This window comes from Streptococcus cristatus (assembly GCF_003943515.1).
In the GTDB taxonomy this organism is placed as follows: Bacteria; Bacillota; Bacilli; order Lactobacillales; family Streptococcaceae; genus Streptococcus; species Streptococcus cristatus_D.
Genome location: NZ_RJPT01000003.1, coordinates 1 through 19786, shown reverse-complemented (window position 1 = coordinate 19786; position 19786 = coordinate 1). Strand labels below are relative to the sequence as shown.

The following is a 19786-nucleotide window of genomic DNA, read 5'->3' as shown; positions in this document are numbered from 1 at the left end:
AAAAACGACTAACTTGATGAGCAAGTTAGTCGTTTTTTTATCAGCTAATTCTTTCGTCCTCAGCTAATTCTTTCGTCCTCAGCTAATTCACTATCCTCTTTCTTAGGAGCTGGAGGTTCATAGGCACGGATAATCTGCGCCACTACTGGATGGCGAACCACATCCTTGGCTGAGAAATGCACAAAATCAATCTGGGAGATGTTTTTCAATTTCTCTTGAGCGTCGATGAGACCAGATTTAACATTCCGAGGCAGATCAATCTGACTGATGTCTCCATTGACAATCATCTTGGACTGGAAGCCCAGCCGTGTCAGAAACATCTTCATCTGCATGATGGTGGTATTCTGCGCTTCATCCAGAATGACGAAGGCATCATCCAGCGTCCGCCCACGCATATAGGCCAGAGGTGCAATCTCAATGATTTCTCGCTCCATGAGGCGTGTCGTCTGGTCCTTGCCCAAAATCTGATACAAGGCATCATAGACTGGTCGCAGATAAGGATCCACCTTTTCCTTAAGGTCACCAGGCAGAAAGCCCAAACTCTCACCAGCTTCTACCGCTGGTCGCGTCAAGATGATGCGTTTGACCTGCCCACGCTTGAGAGCTGTCACGGCCAAGGTCACCGCTAGAAAAGTCTTCCCTGTTCCGGCTGGTCCAATCCCAAAGACGATATCATGATTTTTAACACTATCCACATAGATTTTTTGACCAAGTGTCTTGACCCGAATTGGCTTGCCATAGCTGTCCTTGATGATTTCTTCTTCGTAAAGAGCTACAAACTTATCAATCTCGTCATTTTTGACCATGGTAATGGCTGTTACAACATCGGGAGTACCGATGGTCATGCCACGATTGACCAAGACCAAGAGAGCTTGAATGACCTGGCGAGCCTCCTCGCAGGCGGCCTCCGTACCCAAAATCTGCACAATCTCGGTTCGGGCATGGATGGTAACTTTCAATTCCTGCTCCATCAGGCGCAGATGGCGTTCATTAGAGCCAAAGAGATGAAAGGCATCATCTGGATGGCCTAGTTTCAATTCTACTGAATGTTCCTGCAAACAAAGAACCTCTCTATTTTAATTTTTTGAATGAATTACCTTTATTATATCAAAGCAAGCAGAAAATGACTATCCCTAGCCACTATCCACTTAATGGGCCTGATATTCTTCCCAAATCGCATCAAACTCGCCCAAGTTAAAGGAAAAATTTGCGTGCTCCTCCAGAAAACGACTGACCTCATCAAAATCATCCGTATGCTTGGGAAAGGCCGTGTCCTGAAAAGCCAAATCCGCCAAAATTGCTTTGGGCTTATTACTTTTAGGATTGCGCTCCGTCATCAGCCAGCTGTAAAAAGATTTTCTCATTTAAATCAACTCCGTTCCAGTCGGGTCCTGCTTGATTTTACCAGCCTTCATGAGACCGCCCAGGGCTTTTTTAAACTGGCCTTTGGAAATGCCAAAGGTTGCCTTGATGTCGTCTGGTGAAGATTTATCGTTCAAAGTCATGAAGCCACCGTTGCTCTCCAGATAGGTCAGAATCATCTGGGCATCGTTTTCCAGCATTTCAAAGGAGCGAGGCTTGAGGGAGAGGTTAAGGGTGCGGTCTACTTCACGGAAGCCAATTACTCGTGCGTCCAAGACCTGCCCCAGACGTGGCTCTGCATAGCGCTCGCTCGGATGGATAAAGCCCAGCATATTATTCTCTGGCAGATAGACAAAGGTGCCAGAAAGCTTGAGCCGATAAACAATGGCTGGCCAATTTTGGTTCTGCATGTTATTGTAGGCAGGACGAGCCAAGCGCTGGAAGTCCTCTTGATAGGCCAGTTGGCCCCAGATGCGGTCTTTCTTATCCACATCCAGACGAATATAGAGGCGGTCGCCCTTCTTAGGCCAAAGTTCCTTAATTTCTGGCAAGATGTCTAGCGACACAACGATTTGCTTATCCGGCAGGCCGGTATCGACAAAGACGCCTAGATCCTTGCGAACCTCAGTCACTGTTCCCCAGCCAAACTGCTCTTGGGTCGCTGTGACTTCAAGAGTCGTCAGGCGAAGCTTCTGCTTCATATCGCTATAAGCAAAGCCCTTGACAGACTGACCTAGCTCATGCGGTCCCTCTTCTTTAGAAAGGGCATAAGTTTGTCCATCCTTCTGGACAAAGTAAAAACGATCGTTTTCATCCGTGATAATCCCCACGATGAAGCTAGCAAGATTTGTGTTCATATAGTCCTACTTCTACCTTGCCTCTTCTAATCGCAAGGATTTTTATGTTAAAACAACTCAGCCAGCCTAGGCCAACTGAGTTTTGATTCTGCTAAAATATTAAACTTCTAGGAGTTCCTTTTCCTTAGTCGCTGTCATATCATCAATATGCTTCACTGCATCATCAGTGACTTTTTGAATATCCTTTTCAAGAACCTTCAATTCATCTTCAGTGATTTCTTTAGCCTTTTCCTGTTTCTTTGCTTCGTCCATCGCGTCGCGACGGATATTACGAATCGCAATCTTAGCATTTTCACCGACTTTTTTCACTTCTTTAGCCAATTCACGACGAGTTTCCTCTGTCAGAGCTGGAATAACCAAACGAATGACAGATCCGTCGCTAGATGGTGTAATACCTAAGTCAGATGCATTGATGGCACGCTCAATATCCTTGATAGAAGACTTATCAAAAGGTGTTACCAATAGCACACGCGCTTCTGGAATCGTGATAGAAGAGAGTTGGTTAAGCGGTGTCTCTACTCCATAGTATTCCACATGGATACGATCCAAAAGGCTAGCATTAGCGCGGCCTGCACGGATGCTACCAAATTCACGCGCCAGACTTTGGTGCGACTGGGTCATTCTTTCTTTTGCTTTTTCTACAATTGCATTTGCCATTTTCTTTTCTCCTGATTTTTATAAATTATTTGAGACAGTTGTCCCGATTTGCTCGCCAAAGACCACTCGTTTGATATTGCCAGGTTCATTCATATTGAAAACAACTAGGTCAATATCATTGTCCATAGAAAGGGTAGAAGCAGTCGAGTCCATGATGCGTAAGCCTTTGTTAATAACGTCACGGTGGGTCAATTCATCAAACTTCACAGCTGTTTTATCCTTGTTTGGATCGGCATTATAGACTCCATCTACACCATTTTTAGCCATGAGGATAGCATCTGCCTCAATTTCCGCAGCCCGCAGAGCAGCTGTCGTATCTGTTGAAAAATATGGTGAACCAATACCAGCACCGAAAATAACAATCCGACCTTTTTCCAAGTGACGAAGAGCACGTCCACGAATATAAGGCTCAGCTACCTGCTGCATGGCAATTGCTGTTTGAACGCGGGTGTCAACGCCCACTTGCTGCAAGGAATCTGCCATTACAAGTGCATTCATGACGGTTCCCAACATGCCAGTATAGTCCGCTTGAACGCGATCCATGCCTGCTTCTGCTGCTGGTTCGCCTCGCCAAAGATTACCGCCACCGATAACCAAGGCAATTTGAATGCCCAGTTCATGGACTTCCTTGATTTCTTCAGCCATCTTTTGGACAGTGGCGATGTTGATCCCTACACCTTTTTCGCCAGCCAAAGCTTCTCCAGATAGTTTAATCAAAATACGCTTATATTTAGGTTCTACCATTTTTCCACTCCTTGTTTTATCTGTACTATTTTACCATAAATTCCACTTTTTACCTAGCCCTATTATTCAAAATATTAAATTAAAATACAAAAAGAAAACTTCACCAGATGACTCCAGTGAAGTTGTGAACTATTTATATTTTAAAGCCCGTTTGAAGGTCTTCCAAGCTCCCAAATCATCCGTCTGCAGAACAAGGCTGGAGTAAATACGCGCGATGAAAACTGTCATCATAACCGCGAAAGTAGCTGTAATTCCTAGAGAAAGCCAAGCTTCCAAGCTGGTCGCATAACCATTGATAGCTCGGAAAGGCATGAAAAAGGTTGAGATGAAAGGAAGATAAGAACCAACCTTCAAAATCACATTATCTCCTGCTGCCCCCAAAGCTGAAACTCCCATGAAGCCGACTAAAATCAGCATGATAACTGGCGAAAGGACTTTTCCTGTATCTTCTACTCGTGCCACCATCGAACCAAGAAAGGCCGACAAGACGACATACATAAAGATGCTGACAGCTACAAAAGCTAGGGTATTCAAGGAAACAGCTTCTCCGATATACTGCTGAATGGCTGGATTGCTCTTCAAGACTTGGGATACAAGAGGGATGCTGTCCGCAAAGAGAAAGGCTGCCAGTCCACCAAGCATATAAATACCCAGATGGCTAAGAATCACTGCAAAAATCCCAATCATACGGGCATAGAAATAATCCGTCGCCTTAATACTTGAGAAGATAACTTCCATGATTTTTGTGCCCTTTTCACTGGCTACATCTTGGGCAGTAATGCTGGCATAAGTAATCAGAATCATATAGAGCAGGAAGCCCAGTCCCATTGCAGCAAAGGTCTGAACCATCTTCTTACCTTCTTTATTTTCATCGATTTTTTCTTCAAACTGGACTGTCCGCGCAAGAATCTGACTCTGCTCAGCTGATAAATTAGCCTGAGTCAGGTTTAAAGCCTGCTGAACCTGAATAAGGGAATTGGACAGAGCCATTTTCGTTGCAGCGTTCATGCTGGTTTCTGCATAATAGGTGGCAGAGAGCTGTCCGCCTTTTTCCTCAATCGTCAGATATCCTGCGATTTTCTTATCTTTTACAGCCTGCTTGGCTGCTGCTTCATCTTTGTACTGAAAGCTCAACTGCTCTTCAGCTCTTAATACTTCTCTGACAGAATCAAGCTGGGTTAGCACTGCCACCTTTTTAGAGGAGGCCATAGAACTTCCCTGAAGATAACCGATCCCCAAGCTCAGCCCAAGAAAGAGAAAAGGAGACAAGACCATAAAGACAAAACTCCAAGACTTGACATGACGCAGGTAGGTTTCTTTGATTACGATTAACATTTGTTTCATACTTCCACCCCTGATTCTAATTTGAAAATTTCATCAATTGTCGGTGCCTGCTGGTCAAAAGTTGCCACATAGCTTCCCTGAGTCAAGCGATCAAACAATTCAGGACCAGCTGTTTCGTCATCCAAAATCAATTTCCAGATACCTTGCTTGGTCTGCGTCGCCTTAACAACATGGGGCAGAGCTTCTAATTCAGCCTGTGACAGGTCACTTGAAACGAAAAGGCGTGTTTTACCATATTGGTTGCGGACCGCTTGTACATCCCCATTGAGGACCACTTGCCCGTCACGAATCATCAGGACATCATCGCACAACTCTTCCACATTTGTCATGACATGATCCGAGAAGATAATCGTCGCTCCGCGTTTTTTCTCTTCAATAATGACTTCTTTCAGGATTTCAGTATTGACAGGATCCAGACCGCTGAAGGGCTCATCTAAAATAATCAAGTCTGGCTCATGCAGAAGCGTGATAATCAGCTGAACCTTTTGCTGATTCCCCTTAGACAAGCTCTTGATTTTGTCAGTTAATTTCCCCTTGACCTGAAGCTTTTCCATCCACTGGGGCAGTTTTTCTTTGACAACAGCTGTCGGAACACCTTTTAGATTTGCCAGATAGCGCACTTGTTCAAAGACCGTCAGCTTGGGCATCAGGCTTCTTTCCTCAGGCAGATAGCCAATCTTGCTATAGGTCTCCTGCTTGATAGCATGCCCTTCGAAACGGATCTCTCCACTATAGTCTAGGAAGCGCAAAATACTGTGAAAAATTGTTGTTTTCCCAGCACCGTTTTTCCCAATCAAACCAAGGATATGTCCCGACTGGGCTTCAAAATCAATACCGAACAAGACTTGCTTTTGCCCAAAACTTTTTTCTAGTTTTTCTACATGCAGCATATGAAACCTCCTATTATGATACTAAGATTATTATACTACTTTGAAAGCAGTTTTTCATCCTTTTGTTCTAATGTACAAAAAATTTCTCCTCTATTTTTCATAAGTAAAATATGAAACTCACTCCAACTAATACCACAAAAAAATGAGGCTCGAAAACCTCATTGTTTAATGTATTTTATTCATCGCTCTTTATTGACCACCCAGTTTAGGAGCTTGGTCAAAAGAGTCCAGAGAACAAAGCTCATGATGATAATATAAAGCCAAGCATTTTTATCATCTGATAAAGGCAGGGGTACATTCATACCGAAGAAGCCAGTGATGACTGCTAGGACTGCCAGAAGAACCGAAATGATGGTCAAAACAGTCAAATTATCATTCAGATTGTTGTTCAGGATGTTATTGTAGGAGCCCGAAAGCTGGCTAAGAACCTGAGCAATCAAATCCGTCATTGAAACCAGCTGACGTGCCTCAATCATGGCATCTTCAAACTGCTCGGTTTCTAGTTCATCAAAGCCACGATAAACAGCATGGCTCTTGATATGCTCTAAAAGTATACTATTTTGCTTGGATGCCGCTACTAGGTAGACCATGGAGGTTTCTAAGTCCGAGAGGGCAAACAGATGCTTTTTGGTGGTCTTCTGACGCAAAAGTCTGTTTAGCTCATCCTTTCGCTTGTCCATCTGCTCAATGACCGGATAGTAGGAATTGGAGATCAACTCTAGACTAGCAAAAAGAAACTTATAGACCGACACCGGCTCATGATTCTCCGTGTAAGCCTTCATTATATCGACCACATAGGCATTGTCTTGATTGCTGATGGTGATGAGACGATCCTGCTGTACCACGAAAGTCATCGGAATAGTCTCATAGTAGTCCTTCTCTGTCGCTAAATTCAGGACATTATAGATAAAAAGAACCGTCCCATTCTCACGATTGTAGTCCATGTGAGCCCGCTCGTTCTTATCCAGCGCATACTCAATGGTTTCAAGATCGATATTATAATCCTGATAAATCTGTCCATTCTTTTTAACATCATCTGAGTCAATGTTGATCCAGACAGATTGATCTTTCAGTTTTCTTTCCAGAAACATAGAACTCCTTTCTGGGATCTAGAATGATTGTCTAATAGCTCACGCCTAATGTCCACACTTAGCCTCATAGCCAAAGCTCCTAGGTCCTGACAATAACCAAGCAAATCAATATTATTTTCTAAACATAAGTGTAAGGCAGGTAACTAAATCAACTCGCTAGCTACGACACGAAGAGACGAAAACGGTCTTTTTTCACCGATAAGTTAGTGAGGCAGGTAGGCACTGCGCTTATTTCCTAGTGAAGTGTTTAGGTAAACTGCCATAGCGGTTACCGTCAAATGACAGCAACTTTATGTTGCTAGTCATTTGTAACGATTTACATCTTCTCCTCCAACTCTACGTCTGGATACTTGTCCGCAAACCAGCGAAGGGCAAAGTCATTTTCAAAAAGGAAGACTGGCTGGTCGAAACGGTCTTTGGCCAAGATATTGCGGCTTGAGGACATCCGCTCATCCAAGTCCTCAGGCTTGATCCAACGAACGGTCTTTTTACCCATTGGACTCATGACTACTTCTGCATTGTACTCGCCTTCCATGCGGTGCTTAAAGACTTCAAACTGGAGTTGTCCAACAGCTCCTAGCATGTACTCACCAGTTTGGTAATTCTTGTAAAGCTGAATGGCTCCTTCTTGCACCAATTGTTCGATACCCTTGTGGAAGGATTTTTGTTTCATAACGTTCTTAGCAGAAACTTTCATGAAAATCTCAGGTGTAAAGGTTGGAAGGGGTTCAAATTCAAACTTGTTTTTTCCAACCGTCAAGGTGTCTCCAACCTGATAAGTACCAGTATCGTAAACCCCGATAATATCTCCTGCAACAGCGTTTGTCACATTCTCACGACTTTCGGCCATAAACTGGGTGACATTAGATAGTTTGGCAGTCTTACCAGTACGAGGCAGATTGACACTCATCCCTCGCTCAAATTCACCTGATACGATACGAACAAAGGCGATACGGTCACGGTGACGAGGGTCCATGTTGGCTTGGATTTTAAAGACAAATCCTGAGAAATCCTTGTCATAAGGATCCACAATTTCGCCATCTGTTTTCTTGTGACCATGTGGTTCTGGAGCAAACTTAAGGAAGGTCTCAAGGAAGGTCTGCACCCCAAAGTTTGTCAAGGCTGAACCAAAGAAGACTGGAGTCAGTTCTCCTGCAAGAATAGCTTCTTCTGAAAATTCATTTCCTGCTTCTTGCAACAGTTCGATGTCATCCTTAACCTGAGCGTAGAAAGGATTGCTTCCAAAGAGCTTATCTCCATCTTCTAGACTGGCAAAGCGTTCATCCCCTTTATAAAGCTCCAAGCGTTGGTTATAGAGGTCATACAAGCCTTCGAAGGCTTTCCCCATCCCGATTGGCCAGTTCATAGGATAGCTCGCAATACCTAGGACTTCTTCTAGTTCTTGCAAGAGGTCCAGTGGCTCACGACCGTCACGGTCCAGCTTGTTCATAAAGGTAAAGACTGGAATGCCACGGTGCTTCACAACCTCAAACAATTTCTTGGTTTGGGCCTCGATACCCTTGGCAGAGTCCACGACCATGACGGCAGCATCCACCGCCATCAAGGTACGATAAGTATCTTCTGAGAAATCCTCGTGCCCTGGTGTGTCGAGGATATTCACGCGCTTGCCGTCGTAGTCAAACTGCATAACAGATGAAGTGACCGAAATCCCACGTTGTTTCTCAATATCCATCCAGTCAGACTTGGCAAAAGTCCCTGTTTTCTTCCCTTTAACCGTACCAGCCTCACGAATCTCACCCCCAAAGTAGAGCAACTGCTCAGTGATGGTTGTTTTCCCCGCATCCGGGTGGGAAATAATGGCAAAGGTGCGTCGTTTCTTAATTTCTTCTTGTAAAGTCATCTTCTTCTCTTTCTTTCATTTTAGGATAATGGTGAATGTCAGTATTTTTTTATTTTACATTGGAATATTCTAATCCTTTCAACCTACCTATTATAGCGGATTTAGCGCTTTTTTTCAATTATCTGAAGAATATAAAAATCGCTCTTTCCAGCGATTCTATTCTTTATATTTGGCTAACTTATCTTAAAATCTGACAATGACACTGCTAAAGAGAAAATTGCAAAGATTAAGATTAAAATCAGATTTAAGAAAAGCCCTGCCAACTAAACTTGACAGGAGCTATAACATTCAATATTAAACAATTTCCAACTGTTTTTTCCAGCGTTTCTTAAACACTTCATCAAAAAGAAGCAAAGTTGCGGACAAAATAATCGATACAGCTAGATATTTTACTAAAAGATTGTGCTGGCTGATAAAAGGCGGGCTTTTTAGCAGACCGTAATTCCCACCCGTCACTTGATTAACACCGACAAGAAAGGCATCAAGCACAAAAGTATAGAGGACAATCGTATATTTCTTGAGCTGGGTCTTATCGTAGTGATTCATCAGATAAATCAGGGAATTAACCAAGAGGGCATAGTGACCAATCAGGAAAGAAAAGCTGGTAATATGCGGGAAATCATAAGGATCAAAGACTGGATAACCGAGGGCGAAGACTGCCCCGCTGGCTCCTAGAAGGGCAAAATACTGCTTGCTGGGCCATTTATCTGGCAGAAAGACCACCGCAAACATGGCCAAACGGCAATGGTACAAAGGCAGACTATTTGCCAGAGGGAGCTGAAAACCCACATACCAGCTATAAAGAATTGCCAGTTGGCACAATTGAAGAATTTTCATGCTTTTGATAAAGCTAGGATTCTTATGGTATTTTATCGATGCGTAGACAGACAGCAAAAGCAATGCCATCATCAAAGAATAGGCCAATGCTGAAACAAAAGGTGGTTCAGTTTGGTTGGTAGTCAAAAAATGATGCATCCAGTTTCCTTTCTACTTCTAAAATCTGTATGTTCAAACTCCCAGTCAGATTGAAAATCTAGGCAGAATTTTTCTAGCCACTAGAGAATTCCAATCCTTATTGGATCAATCGCTCTGCCTGTCTTTCCTTCATTTCTTTGAACAAGTAAGAAAATAGAAGCAAGGCCGTCGCTAAGACCACAGACACGATCATATAATTCCCAATCATACCATGATCTCCTACCAGAGGTGGCTCCTTTAAGAAACCGTAGTTGCCCCCGAATGCAATATTTCCAAGCAAGATGAGGAAATCTAAGCCAAAGGTAATTTCTATGATACGTCGATAGGACAGATTTAGTCTATCATAATGCTTCATCAGGTAAATAATCGAATTGCCTAACAGGGCCAAATGACCGATGAAAAATGAAAATAGCGTGATATGTGGAAATGGATAGGGGTCCAAAATCGGATAGACAATGGCGCAAATCGGTCCAAATACTCCCAATAAGGCGAAATATTGCTTATAAGCTACTTTATCTGGCAGTAGCAAGACAGCAAACATAGCGACTCGGCAATGGTACAAGGGGAGACTCTCCGACAAAGGCTCCTGAATAACTAAGTACCAGCCATACAAAGAGACTAATTGCACGATTTGGGCAACTCTAAAAAAAGTCTGTACTTTCTTTCGCTCAAAAAAACGACTAGCAACATAGATGACGGACACTAGGCTCATCAAAAGCAGAATATAAGCAAAAGGCGTCATCACAGGCGGTTCTGTTTTGTGACTAGTAAAAAAATCTAGTAAATTCATCTTTCAAATTTTCATCCTAATACATAATTTTTAAGGACACTGGGCTTGTTATTCCTAGCAAAGTCCTTCATTTTTTTCAAAAAGTTTTTCAACTTTCTAGAGTAATAGCTTCTGGCCCTTACAACTCTGGACAGATTGAGCTAGATTATCTGGTCTACTGGATATAAGCATCCAATCAGCATCAACTTCAATCTAGTCTATGTATTGTTCTTGCTGATTCTGATAAATATCCCAGAGAAGCTGCATCTGCTCTTTTGTTATCCTTTTCTCGGATAGAAGAGGCAAATCCTGTTGATCAAAGAAACTCAGCTCAGCGATTTCTAAATTGGGCTGAAAATCTCCCTCTTTCAGCTGACATTCAAACACGAGCTTGACGTACTGCTTACTTTGTGGCTGAAATTTATTGCTATCAAAGACAGCCAGCAAGCGTACTACGCTAGCTTGAAATCCCGTTTCTTCCTGAATTTCTTTTACTATATTTTCTTTAGGAGATAAGCCTACTTCGCAGAAACCACCCGGCAGAGCCCATGTCTCCTCTTGCTGTCCTCGTACTAGACAAATCTTGCCCTGCTGAACGATAAAAGCTCGGACATCGACCAAAGGAGTCGCATAAAAATCTGTCGGTCGGAGCAAGTCAGACAGCTCATCCGGTTCCAGATGACCGGTCTCGCTGAGCAGCTGATTCAGATTGTCTCTGATATCCGCATAGCGTTCTCGATCAAAGTCACTGGCTGCAAAAGACAAACCTGTATCCGTTATAGCCAGCAGTCGTTGCAAAATTAAAGCTGTATCACTTGTCCCCATGCTCCAAGACCTCCACTAGTTTATCCAACTTCATCGAATTACTACCCTTGAGCAAGATTTGGTCGGAGGATTGCAACCAAGTCTTAACAGTCTTAGTCAAATCTTCGAACTGATCCTTTTCAGCATTTTTGACAAAATAATGCACCCGATTTGGTGGGTAGATTTCCCGAGCATAGACATAGAGAGCTTCCATGTCCTCTCCATAGAGGAAAAGATCGGTGATAACCTCTGGATTGAGGCTGGTAATCATGGCTCCGTGCATGAGCTTGGAGTCAGCACCCAGCTCTTTCATATCCGCCAAGACTGCAGCCTTGCGGCCACCCTGACTAGCTGGAATAGCTGAGAAGGTTTCAAGAATCAAGCGCATAGCTGTTGGATTGGCATTGTAGACATCAGACAGGATATCAGCTCCATTAGCCGCCTTCTTCCACTCGGTTCGATTGCGGGTCAATTCCAGCTGGGCAAAAGCCTGACGGATCGCCGACTCACTGACACCCTCTTGCAAGGCTATGTAAGAGGCGATCATAGCGTTGGTCGCATTATATTTGCCAGTCACAGGTAGGTCAATCGCCTGCTCCAGAAAATTCGCTTCAAAGGTCAAGCTGTCTTTGCGCTCTTCTAGACGCGTCAGACAAATATCTGCATCGGGACCAAAGCGGACTACTTTTTGCTGGTCTGGCAGAAAATCATTAACGATCTTATCAGCTGGAGCCAAGAGCAGACCGCCTTTCTTCATGCCATCTGCAATTTGCATCTTTCCTTTAGCAATCTCCGTACGGCTTCCGAAAAATTCTAAGTGAGCTTCACCAACCAAGGTCACAATGCCCGTCTTTGGCTTGGCAATTTCAGACAGAAGATGGATATCTCCCAAGTGATCCTGTCCCATTTCTAAAACTAGCTTTTCTGTGCCGTCCGGCATGTGGAGCACCGTGTAGGGCAGGCCGATTTCATTATTATAGTTGCCTTGGGTTTTATAGGTTTTGTAGCTAGTAGCTAATAGCTGAGCCAGCATATCCTTGGTTGTAGTCTTGCCATTGGAGCCTGTCACAGCGAGCACATCTACACCTGTCTTTTCCAGATAGTATTGAGCTAAGCCTTGAAAGGCCGCTAGTACATCATCGACCAAGACATAGGGTCCTTCTGCTACTGGATGCTCAGACAAGGTCGCTGCAGCTCCCTGAGCGAAGGCTGTCGCGATAAAGTCATGACCGTCACGCGCCCCCTTAAGCGGGATAAAAAGATCCCCCGCCTCAATCAAACGGCTGTCAAATTCAGCCTTTCTAAAAGTCACATTTTCAAACTGACTGACATCATTTTTGGCAACCAAGACTTCTGCTATTTCATATAAATCTAATTTCATGTTTTTAACTCATTTTTCCGCTTTTTCCCAAAAAAGAAGGGATTGAGGCCAGACTAAATATTAAATATTCAGTCTGTCATCTCAGTCCCTCTATTATATCATATTTATAAAAGATGCGCTTCTCTCTTAGCAAAGGCCTCTTCAGCTAGATTTACCAATTTCTCAATCAACTCGGAATAAGGCAATCCCATATTTTCCCAAAGCAAGGGATACATAGACCATTGAGTAAAGCCAGGCATGGTGTTGAGCTCATTGAGGAAAATGTCCCCCTCTTCGGTGTAAAAGAAATCACAGCGCGCCAATCCCTGTCCGCCCAAGGCGCGAAAGGCTGTCTCAGCATTCGTACGCATGACTGAAATAACCTCGTCTGAGATTTTTACAGGGATATCCATGGTAATCTTATTGTCAATATACTTGGCTTCATAGTCGTAGAAAGCCACATCTTTGACCACTTCGCCCGGCAAGGTACTCTTAACGTCATAATTTCCTAAGAGACCAACCTCAATCTCACGCGCATTGACTCCCTGCTCAACCAAGACACGGCTGTCATACTTGAAGGCCAAATCCAATGCCGCTCGCAACTCCTCTTGATTCTCAGACTTAGAAATACCGACACTAGAGCCCATATTAGATGGTTTGGTAAAAATCGGATAAGTCAATTTTTCTTCGATTTCGGCAATTTTTTCTTCCAGATTTTCACCCTCAATCACTGCTACATAAGGTACCTGTGGGATTCCAGCAGACTCCAGAATACGTTTGGTGGTAATTTTGTCCATGGCAACACTGGACGACAAGATATTGCAGCCCACATAAGGAAGGCGCAGCACTTCAAGGAAGCCTTGGATAGAGCCATCCTCGCCCATCGGTCCATGAAGAACAGGAAAGACAACTGCATTTTCCTCATAAATATCACTCGGTTTGACTTGCTGCGAAAGATCAACCGTTGCATTGGTCATGAGCTTTTCATCTGCAGACGGCTTTTCTGTAAATTCCTGCGTTTTGATAAAATCGCCAGCTTTTGTGATGAAATAAGTCTTGACAGAAAATTTGTCATAGTTGATAGCTCGCATGACACTCTCAGCCGACAAGACTGAAACTTCTCGCTCAGCACTGCGGCCACCGTATAGTAAAATCAAGGTTTGTTTGACCATTATCTTATCCTAACATTTCTAGCTATAAGTTCATTTTGGGTTGCCCCATCTTCTTTTTAGACTGTTTCAGTATATCATATTTCCCGGCATTTTTGAATAGAAAAAAGACTTCCAAAGCTGTTTTTCAGCAGGAAATCTTTCTTTCATCTTACAATTCTGTCCGATTTTCAATCGCTCGGAGCAGGGTCACTTCGTCTGCATATTCGATATCAGCGCCGACAGCCAGTCCGCGGGCCAGTCGAGTCACCTTGATACCTGCAGGCTTGAGCACGCGAGAAATATACATAGAAGTCGCTTCTCCGTCAGCCGTTGCATTGGTAGCCACAATCACTTCCATCACTTGACTGTCCATCAAGCGAGTCAAGAGACTCTTGAGGTTGATGTCATCTGGTCCTACACCGTTCATGGGGGAAATGAGGCCGTGGAGAACATGATAAAGGCCGTGGTATTCTTGGATATTTTCCATAGCAGACACATCGCGGCTATCCTCAACGATCAGAATCACAGTCTGATCGCGCGTTTGATCCGTACAGATAGCACAAGGATCATCGTCCGTCAGATTGCCACAGATAGAGCAGTAAGTCAGCTCACGCTTGGCAGCTAGTAGATTTTTGGCAAATTCATTGACATCATCGTCACTCATCCCGATGGTATAAAAGGCCAGACGAGTAGCTGTCTTGATGCCGATACCCGGCAGCTTGGAAAAGCTATCAACCAATTTGGCGATAGGGGTTGGATAAAGCATAATAGTAATAGTTGAGCAGTAAAATAATCAGCAAATTTTACCGCTTTTCCTTTCTAATTCATAGGGTGCTGTTGGTTATAAAGATTGATAATATCACGGGTAATACTGTGGCTGACCGTTGAGGAAAGGTCAGTATTGTGCGGAAAGACCACGGCTACAGCTATTTTAGGATTATCGCTTGGTGCATACGATACAACATTGGTGTTGATAGCAGATGTACCACCGTTGACAAAAGTTTCGGCAGTCCCTGTTTTGGCACTGATTGAAACCATAGCGCCCTGCGCAATCGTCCGTCCAGTTGTAAAGCCACTCCATCCATTGACCACCTGATAGAAACCTTGTTTTATCAGAGCCATATTTTCCTCAGAAATATTGACCTGATTTAATTCTTTTGTTTTCTTCTTCTCAATCAAGTCTCCCAGTCCACCTTGGTCGTTGTTGGCGTAAATGCCTTCAACCAGATGCGGAGCTACCCGTTTGCCGTTATTGGCTACTGTCGACGCATATTGAGCCAACTGAAGTGGAGTGTAGTTATCAAACTGACCAAAAGCATCCGTAATATAATTGCTGACTGTGAAGTTTTTAGAAATATAGCCTGTTGATTCTGTCGGTAAATCAATACCTGTTCCAGTCCCCAGACCATATTCTGCAAAAGTCGAACGGAGCTTTTTCATTGAAGCATCGACATTGTTGGTTCCTAAGGCCATATTTGGGCTATACGGAGTCCCCAGCATATTTAGGGCCACCTGAACCATATAGGTATTAGACGAGTATTCCAGAGCCTCCACTGCCGTAATAGAACGTGAACCGTAGGCCGTAAACCAAGAATTGATGGGAGTAGAACCCGCAAAAAGAATCGGCTGATCGACCAAGGATTGATTTCCTGAAATGGCTCCATACTGCCAACCAGCGGTTAAGGTAGCAGCTTTGACGACAGAACCAGGAACAAAGACATTTGTAATGGTACCCAGCGCATCCGCCGAGATTTCGCCTGTTTCCAGATCGTGCTTGACACCAGCCAGTGCCAAGATTGATCCTGTATTGGGATCCATAGCCACGGCATAGACACCTTCTGAGTAAGTAGCATTGCCCTTTGCCAGCTCCAGATTAAAGGCATTTCTGAGAATATCCTCAACTCCCTGCTGGAAGGTCAGATCTACGGTTAGTTTCAGGTTGTTCCCTTTGCTTCCCTCGGAAATGGTCTCAACGCTCTCCATGTTGCCATTTTTGTCCAGCCGAATTTCTTTTTCTGCTCGTTTTCCTTGTAAAACAGACTCATACTCTTTTTCCAGATAAGAAATTCCCACTCGGTCATTCAGAGAATAGCCCTTCTTGACATAGTCATCCGCTTCCTCAGCTGGCAGACCTGTTTTTTCGGTTGAAATTTGACCAACAATTGAAGCTAACGATGTTTCCAAGACTTTTCGATTCCAGCTGGTTGAAATACTAATACCCGGAAGTTCTTTTCCGATGGACGCAATCGTAGCAACCTGCTCCGTCGTCAAATCATCCGTCTGAATCGTCCCTGTTGAAAAGTTTGGAACGGCATTCATCTGGCTAAATAGAGCGATAATCCTCTTTTCCTCATCTGTATAGCCTAGCTGGCTTGGATCAATACTATCCGCTGCTGCCTTATAGATCTTGGCTTCAGGCAAACGATTGCCATCCGTATCAAATTTTTCTTCCTTGGGTAATTTTTCAACCACTTCTCGGTAAACTTTATTATCCGCCAGATAATAATCAACCTCTTGGCGCTCGGTCACCTTTAGGTCAGACACTGACACATACTGCAGTAATTTTTGTGCTGTTTCACGGATTTCTTCTGCTGTAAGTTTATTGTCTCGTGTAAAGGTCACCACTTGCTTGGTTGTGTTCTCCACCAGGGGCTTGCCCGAAGCGTCATAGATCTGCCCACGAACCGAACTAGATTTAATCTTCGTTTTACTTGCTTTAGCTAATTTATCTGTATAAAATGCTTGATTGACGACCTGCATATAGCCCAGACGAGCGATCAGCACCAAAAATAAGACCCCGACTATACCAAATAGAAGGTAAAGTCGGCCCGTGATAGAATGGCTATCAAATTTTCTCTTAGACATTTCTTCTCTCATCCTCGTAAAAATCTATCTTTTATTTTACCACATTTCCCCAGCAATGAAGCATGGAAATCTAAAAGGATCGAAAAAGAATTTTTCTCCAATAATGAGAAAATCTATAATTTCTGTAGTGGGTAAAACCACTGTAGGAATTATGGATCTAAAATTATAAACGCCTTAGATCTTACCTACTCAAACGCAAAGCTAAAAGCCACTAATAACCTCATCAAGGTCATCAAACGCAATGCCTTGGGTTTTCGGAACTTTGAAAATTTCAAAAAGCGGATTTTTATCGCTCTAAACATCAAAAAAGAAAGGACGAAATTTGTCCTTTCTCGAGCTTAGCTGACTTCAACCCACTACAGTTGACAAACATACTAAGATTAGTAGTGAAGAAATCTCCGACGGGAGAGAGTACTCACTACTTTTTCTTTATGTTAAAGTAGTGGTGTCTTGTAAAGTCGTAGGGCTCTATGGCGCTAGACGTCGCTTGACAAACTGGCAAGACACCTTGTTTTAGGTGGAGTTTGATCAAAGTATGTGGGACGCTAAACGTCGCGTATTGAAAATAAAATCACTAAAACATGGAATTATTCAAGACAAAAGAGGTAATGTCATGCGTGCAGTATTTGGAATGGATGTAAGTAAAACAAGTTCTGAGGTGGCAATTTTAGTCAACGGTGAGAAGGTTCATGGCTACACCATACTCAATGATGCCATTGGATTCAATCGCCTGTTGGGGGACTTGAAAACTGTTCATAACCCTGAGATTATATTTGAGGCCACAGGCGTCTATTCTCGGCGTCTTCAGGCCTTTCTTGAGGAATCTGGTTACGCTTATATACGGCTAGCAATTGGACAGTCTGCGAGTTCGTAAAACAGATAAAATTGACGCTGAAAAGTTGGCTAAATCTCAGCTTGTGCACAATCGTAAACCAACTTACGTGCAGGAAGAAGTTTATCAACACCTGCGTGATTTAAGCCGTTTCTATCAAAATATGACTGAAGATCTTGTTCGAGCTAAAAACCGTCTGCACAAGGTCCTACAAGTCACCTTTCCTGAATTGGAAAATCTCTTATCCACACCAACTGGAGAGCAATATTGGAACTTAGTGATGGCTTTTCCATGTGAAGAGTTTGTATTAAGCCTATCTCAAAGTGACTTGTATGAGATTATCCGTCAATCTACCTCTAAACGCATCTCTGAAAAACGTATTGCTTACCTGACTGATAAACTTATAAAACTCGCTAAACAATCTTTTTGTGCGGTCAAGAAAACCTCTCCAATGCTTGAAGAGGTTCGCTACTATGCTCAAGAATTGCTTCGTCTTTCTGAACGCAGACAAGTTGTCTTAAACGACATGGTAGCTCTAGCTCAGCCTTTACCAGAGTATGACATCTTACGGTCAATTACTGGCATCGCAGAAACCACAGCGACATCTATCATTGGCGAATTGGGAGATATTCGTCGCTTTCAGTCTACCAATCAAATCAACGCTTTTATTGGCATTGACATGAGACACTATGAATCTGGAAACTTTCTCGCTAAGGAACACATCACTAAACGAGGTAATTCCTATGCCAGAAAAATCTTGTTCAAGTGCATTCACAACATCGCTTCAACTAGTCATACCAATCCCTGCCATATCGCTGACTTTTATGAGAAACGAAAAAGACAATCGACAATAGCTTCAACTAAGCCACATACGATTGCCTCTATACATCGTCTCATTCGAACAATGTATTACCTCATTACGCATAACAAACTTTACGATTATTCTTTGACCCAAAATCGATAAGGCTGTCTATGCCGTATTATGGTAACACCTTGTTTCAAAAAATACCAGATGAGGTGTTTTTTAGCATGCCCTTTTATGGATCAAAAAGTGTTAAAAATAAGACAGTAACCTCAGAATAGCTACTGTCTTATCTCTTTTTTACTTAAAGCCCTGATAGACTTGACAAATGGTAGAAAAGAGCCCAAAAACCCCAGATAGCCTTGAGCCATCCGGGGTTCTTATTTTCATCGCTAAAATGATATCAACAAAATTTCATTGTAGCCGATTTTTGGAACTTAGTCTTCTAAATCCATTTCAGAAGCTGCTGATCTCTTCTTCTTACCAAGAAGAGAGGCAGTTACCAAGGCAGCTACTCCTAATCCAAGACCAGCAAATTGGTTACTTGCAGTTCCTGTATTTGGTAAAGCCTTAGCGTTTGGAGTAACTTTGACTTGTCCTGGTTGTGCAGGCTGTGGCTTAGGTGCTTGAGAGTGATTTGTAGCACTTGAGATTGAAGCACTGTCAGACAAGCTAGCTGAGGTACTTGCGCTGTTGCTCAAGCTTGTGCTTGTTGAGACTGACTCACTTGCACTTACAGATTCAAGGTAGCTAGGAAGGTTAAACTCTGGCTTAGATTCGCTTGTTGGCTCACCCTTACTATAGCTGAATGAGTTAGATTGTTGTGACGCACTTGTACTCAAACTGTTTGAAACGCTATTGCTAAGTGATGTAGATGTACTTACGCTGTTACTCAAGCTTACTGAAGTACTTGTTGAAACTGAAGTACTACTTGAGTTGTTGCTTACTGATTCAGATGCACTAATTGAAGCAGACACGCTGTTGCTCATGCTTGTGCTTGCTGATTCAGATGCACTGATTGAAGCGGACACGCTGTTGCTCATGCTTGTGCTTGCTGATTGGCTTGCACTGATTGAGGCAAACACGCTGTTGCTCATGCTTGTGCTTGCTAATTGGCTTGCACTGATTGAGGCAGACACGCTGTTACTCATGCTTGTGCTTGCTGATTGGCTTGCACTGATTGAGGCAGACACGCTGTTGCTCATGCTTGTGCTTGCTGATACTGAAGCACTGATTGAAGCAGACACGCTGTTGCTCATGCTTGTGCTTGCTGATTCAGATGCACTGATTGAGGCGGACACGCTGTTACTCATGCTTGTGCTTGCTGATTGGCTTGCACTAATTGAAGCAGACACGCTGTTGCTCATGCTTGTGCTTGCTGATTCAGATGCACTGATTGAGGCGGACACGCTGTTACTCATG

General features: G+C 43.3%; 18 protein-coding genes and 2 pseudogenes. 3 read left to right on the top strand and 17 right to left on the bottom strand.

The features are described 5' to 3' along the window. Positions 1 to 59: 59 nt before the first annotated feature. The 16 genes from D8791_RS04450 to pbp2b form a co-directional block, all read right to left on the bottom strand. Complete coding sequence (locus D8791_RS04450; RefSeq protein WP_125446427.1) at positions 60 to 1058, bottom strand: PhoH family protein; 999 nt, start codon at positions 1056 to 1058, stop codon at positions 60 to 62. A gap of 90 nt (positions 1059 to 1148) precedes the next feature. Beyond that, positions 1149 to 1364: a YozE family protein gene (locus D8791_RS04445; protein WP_005589581.1), complete on the bottom strand. Its 216-nt coding sequence runs from the start codon at positions 1362 to 1364 to the stop codon at positions 1149 to 1151. Further along, positions 1365 to 2219 carry an RNA-binding virulence regulatory protein CvfB gene (cvfB, locus tag D8791_RS04440; protein ID WP_125373533.1) on the bottom strand — a complete coding sequence of 285 codons (855 nt, stop codon included), beginning with the start codon at positions 2217 to 2219 and terminating at the stop codon, positions 1365 to 1367. Between the two features lie 99 nt (positions 2220 to 2318). Continuing rightward, the gene (frr, locus tag D8791_RS04435; RefSeq protein ID WP_125446426.1) at positions 2319 to 2876 is read right to left on the bottom strand and encodes a ribosome recycling factor; all 558 of its coding nucleotides are present in this window, start codon (positions 2874 to 2876) and stop codon (positions 2319 to 2321) included. A gap of 18 nt (positions 2877 to 2894) precedes the next feature. Continuing rightward, a complete protein-coding gene (gene pyrH / locus D8791_RS04430; RefSeq protein WP_005589574.1) occupies positions 2895 to 3620 on the bottom strand; it encodes a UMP kinase in 726 nt (241 codons plus the stop codon). Between the two features lie 129 nt (positions 3621 to 3749). Beyond that, complete coding sequence (locus D8791_RS04425; RefSeq protein ID WP_125446425.1) at positions 3750 to 4964, bottom strand: ABC transporter permease; 1215 nt, start codon at positions 4962 to 4964, stop codon at positions 3750 to 3752. Then, complete coding sequence (locus D8791_RS04420) at positions 4961 to 5854, bottom strand: ABC transporter ATP-binding protein (RefSeq protein WP_125446424.1); 894 nt, start codon at positions 5852 to 5854, stop codon at positions 4961 to 4963. Before D8791_RS04420 ends, D8791_RS04425 begins: the two co-directional genes overlap by 4 nt. Positions 5855 to 6033: 179 nt before the next feature. After that, entirely contained in the window at positions 6034 to 6945 is a 912-nt protein-coding gene (locus tag D8791_RS04415; RefSeq protein ID WP_125446423.1) for a magnesium transporter CorA family protein, read from the bottom strand. 316 nt (positions 6946 to 7261) lie between these two features. Further along, entirely contained in the window at positions 7262 to 8806 is a 1545-nt protein-coding gene (locus D8791_RS04410) for a peptide chain release factor 3 (protein ID WP_125446422.1), read from the bottom strand. Between the two features lie 294 nt (positions 8807 to 9100). Continuing rightward, the gene (locus D8791_RS04405; protein WP_125446421.1) at positions 9101 to 9781 is read right to left on the bottom strand and encodes a YwaF family protein; all 681 of its coding nucleotides are present in this window, start codon (positions 9779 to 9781) and stop codon (positions 9101 to 9103) included. A gap of 97 nt (positions 9782 to 9878) precedes the next feature. Next, positions 9879 to 10571 (bottom strand): YwaF family protein, encoded by a 693-nt coding sequence (locus D8791_RS04400; RefSeq protein WP_125446420.1) that lies wholly within the window; start codon positions 10569 to 10571, stop codon positions 9879 to 9881. A gap of 192 nt (positions 10572 to 10763) precedes the next feature. Continuing rightward, complete coding sequence (locus D8791_RS04395; protein ID WP_125446419.1) at positions 10764 to 11375, bottom strand: NUDIX hydrolase N-terminal domain-containing protein; 612 nt, start codon at positions 11373 to 11375, stop codon at positions 10764 to 10766. Next, positions 11362 to 12735, bottom strand: a complete 1374-nt coding sequence (locus tag D8791_RS04390) for a UDP-N-acetylmuramoyl-tripeptide--D-alanyl-D-alanine ligase (RefSeq protein ID WP_125446418.1) — start codon at positions 12733 to 12735, stop codon at positions 11362 to 11364. The genes D8791_RS04395 and D8791_RS04390 overlap by 14 nt, the downstream gene beginning before the upstream one ends. A 104-nt stretch (positions 12736 to 12839) precedes the next feature. Continuing rightward, complete coding sequence (locus D8791_RS04385) at positions 12840 to 13886, bottom strand: D-alanine--D-alanine ligase (protein ID WP_125379673.1); 1047 nt, start codon at positions 13884 to 13886, stop codon at positions 12840 to 12842. Between the two features lie 148 nt (positions 13887 to 14034). Then, positions 14035 to 14631 carry a recombination mediator RecR gene (gene recR / locus D8791_RS04380; protein ID WP_125379674.1) on the bottom strand — a complete coding sequence of 199 codons (597 nt, stop codon included), beginning with the start codon at positions 14629 to 14631 and terminating at the stop codon, positions 14035 to 14037. Positions 14632 to 14684: 53 nt separating this feature from the next. After that, positions 14685 to 16742, bottom strand: coding sequence for a penicillin-binding protein PBP2B (pbp2b, locus tag D8791_RS04375; RefSeq protein ID WP_125446417.1), 2058 nt, complete (start codon positions 16740 to 16742; stop codon positions 14685 to 14687). Between the two features lie 144 nt (positions 16743 to 16886). Between pbp2b and D8791_RS04370 the strand changes: the two are divergent. Both D8791_RS04370 and D8791_RS04365 read left to right on the top strand, forming a co-directional pair. Further along, positions 16887 to 17072, top strand: a pseudogene (locus D8791_RS04370) (transposase); the annotation flags it as partial. A 271-nt stretch (positions 17073 to 17343) separates the two neighbouring features. After that, positions 17344 to 18526, top strand: a pseudogene (locus tag D8791_RS04365) (IS110 family RNA-guided transposase). A 275-nt stretch (positions 18527 to 18801) separates the two neighbouring features. On the opposite strand, the gene D8791_RS10605 reads toward D8791_RS04365, so the two are convergent. Continuing rightward, a complete protein-coding gene (locus tag D8791_RS10605; protein ID WP_260473505.1) occupies positions 18802 to 19206 on the bottom strand; it encodes an LPXTG cell wall anchor domain-containing protein in 405 nt (134 codons plus the stop codon). Positions 19207 to 19300: 94 nt separating this feature from the next. Between D8791_RS10605 and D8791_RS10600 the strand changes: the two genes are divergently transcribed. Beyond that, positions 19301 to 19786: hypothetical protein (locus tag D8791_RS10600; RefSeq protein ID WP_312023725.1), on the top strand; the 486-nt coding region annotated here is incomplete at its 3' end.

Excerpts from the sequence above, each read along its gene's own strand:
- D8791_RS04385 (WP_125379673.1), bottom strand. The coding sequence starts at position 13,886 with ATGGTCAAACAAACCTTGATTTTACTATACGGTGGCCGCAGTGCTGAG.
- frr (WP_125446426.1), bottom strand. The coding sequence starts at position 2,876 with ATGGCAAATGCAATTGTAGAAAAAGCAAAAGAAAGAATGACCCAGTCG.
- D8791_RS04445 (WP_005589581.1), bottom strand. The coding sequence starts at position 1,364 with ATGAGAAAATCTTTTTACAGCTGGCTGATGACGGAGCGCAATCCTAAA.
- D8791_RS04420 (WP_125446424.1), bottom strand. The coding sequence starts at position 5,854 with ATGCTGCATGTAGAAAAACTAGAAAAAAGTTTTGGGCAAAAGCAAGTC.
- D8791_RS04395 (WP_125446419.1), bottom strand. The coding sequence starts at position 11,375 with ATGGGGACAAGTGATACAGCTTTAATTTTGCAACGACTGCTGGCTATA.
- D8791_RS04390 (WP_125446418.1), bottom strand. The coding sequence starts at position 12,735 with ATGAAATTAGATTTATATGAAATAGCAGAAGTCTTGGTTGCCAAAAAT.
- recR (WP_125379674.1), bottom strand. The coding sequence starts at position 14,631 with ATGCTTTATCCAACCCCTATCGCCAAATTGGTTGATAGCTTTTCCAAG.
- D8791_RS04405 (WP_125446421.1), bottom strand. The coding sequence starts at position 9,781 with ATGCATCATTTTTTGACTACCAACCAAACTGAACCACCTTTTGTTTCA.
- D8791_RS04425 (WP_125446425.1), bottom strand. The coding sequence starts at position 4,964 with ATGAAACAAATGTTAATCGTAATCAAAGAAACCTACCTGCGTCATGTC.
- D8791_RS04410 (WP_125446422.1), bottom strand. The coding sequence starts at position 8,806 with ATGACTTTACAAGAAGAAATTAAGAAACGACGCACCTTTGCCATTATT.
- D8791_RS04415 (WP_125446423.1), bottom strand. The coding sequence starts at position 6,945 with ATGTTTCTGGAAAGAAAACTGAAAGATCAATCTGTCTGGATCAACATT.
- D8791_RS04400 (WP_125446420.1), bottom strand. The coding sequence starts at position 10,571 with ATGAATTTACTAGATTTTTTTACTAGTCACAAAACAGAACCGCCTGTG.
- pbp2b (WP_125446417.1), bottom strand. The coding sequence starts at position 16,742 with ATGAGAGAAGAAATGTCTAAGAGAAAATTTGATAGCCATTCTATCACG.
- cvfB (WP_125373533.1), bottom strand. The coding sequence starts at position 2,219 with ATGAACACAAATCTTGCTAGCTTCATCGTGGGGATTATCACGGATGAA.
- pyrH (WP_005589574.1), bottom strand. The coding sequence starts at position 3,620 with ATGGTAGAACCTAAATATAAGCGTATTTTGATTAAACTATCTGGAGAA.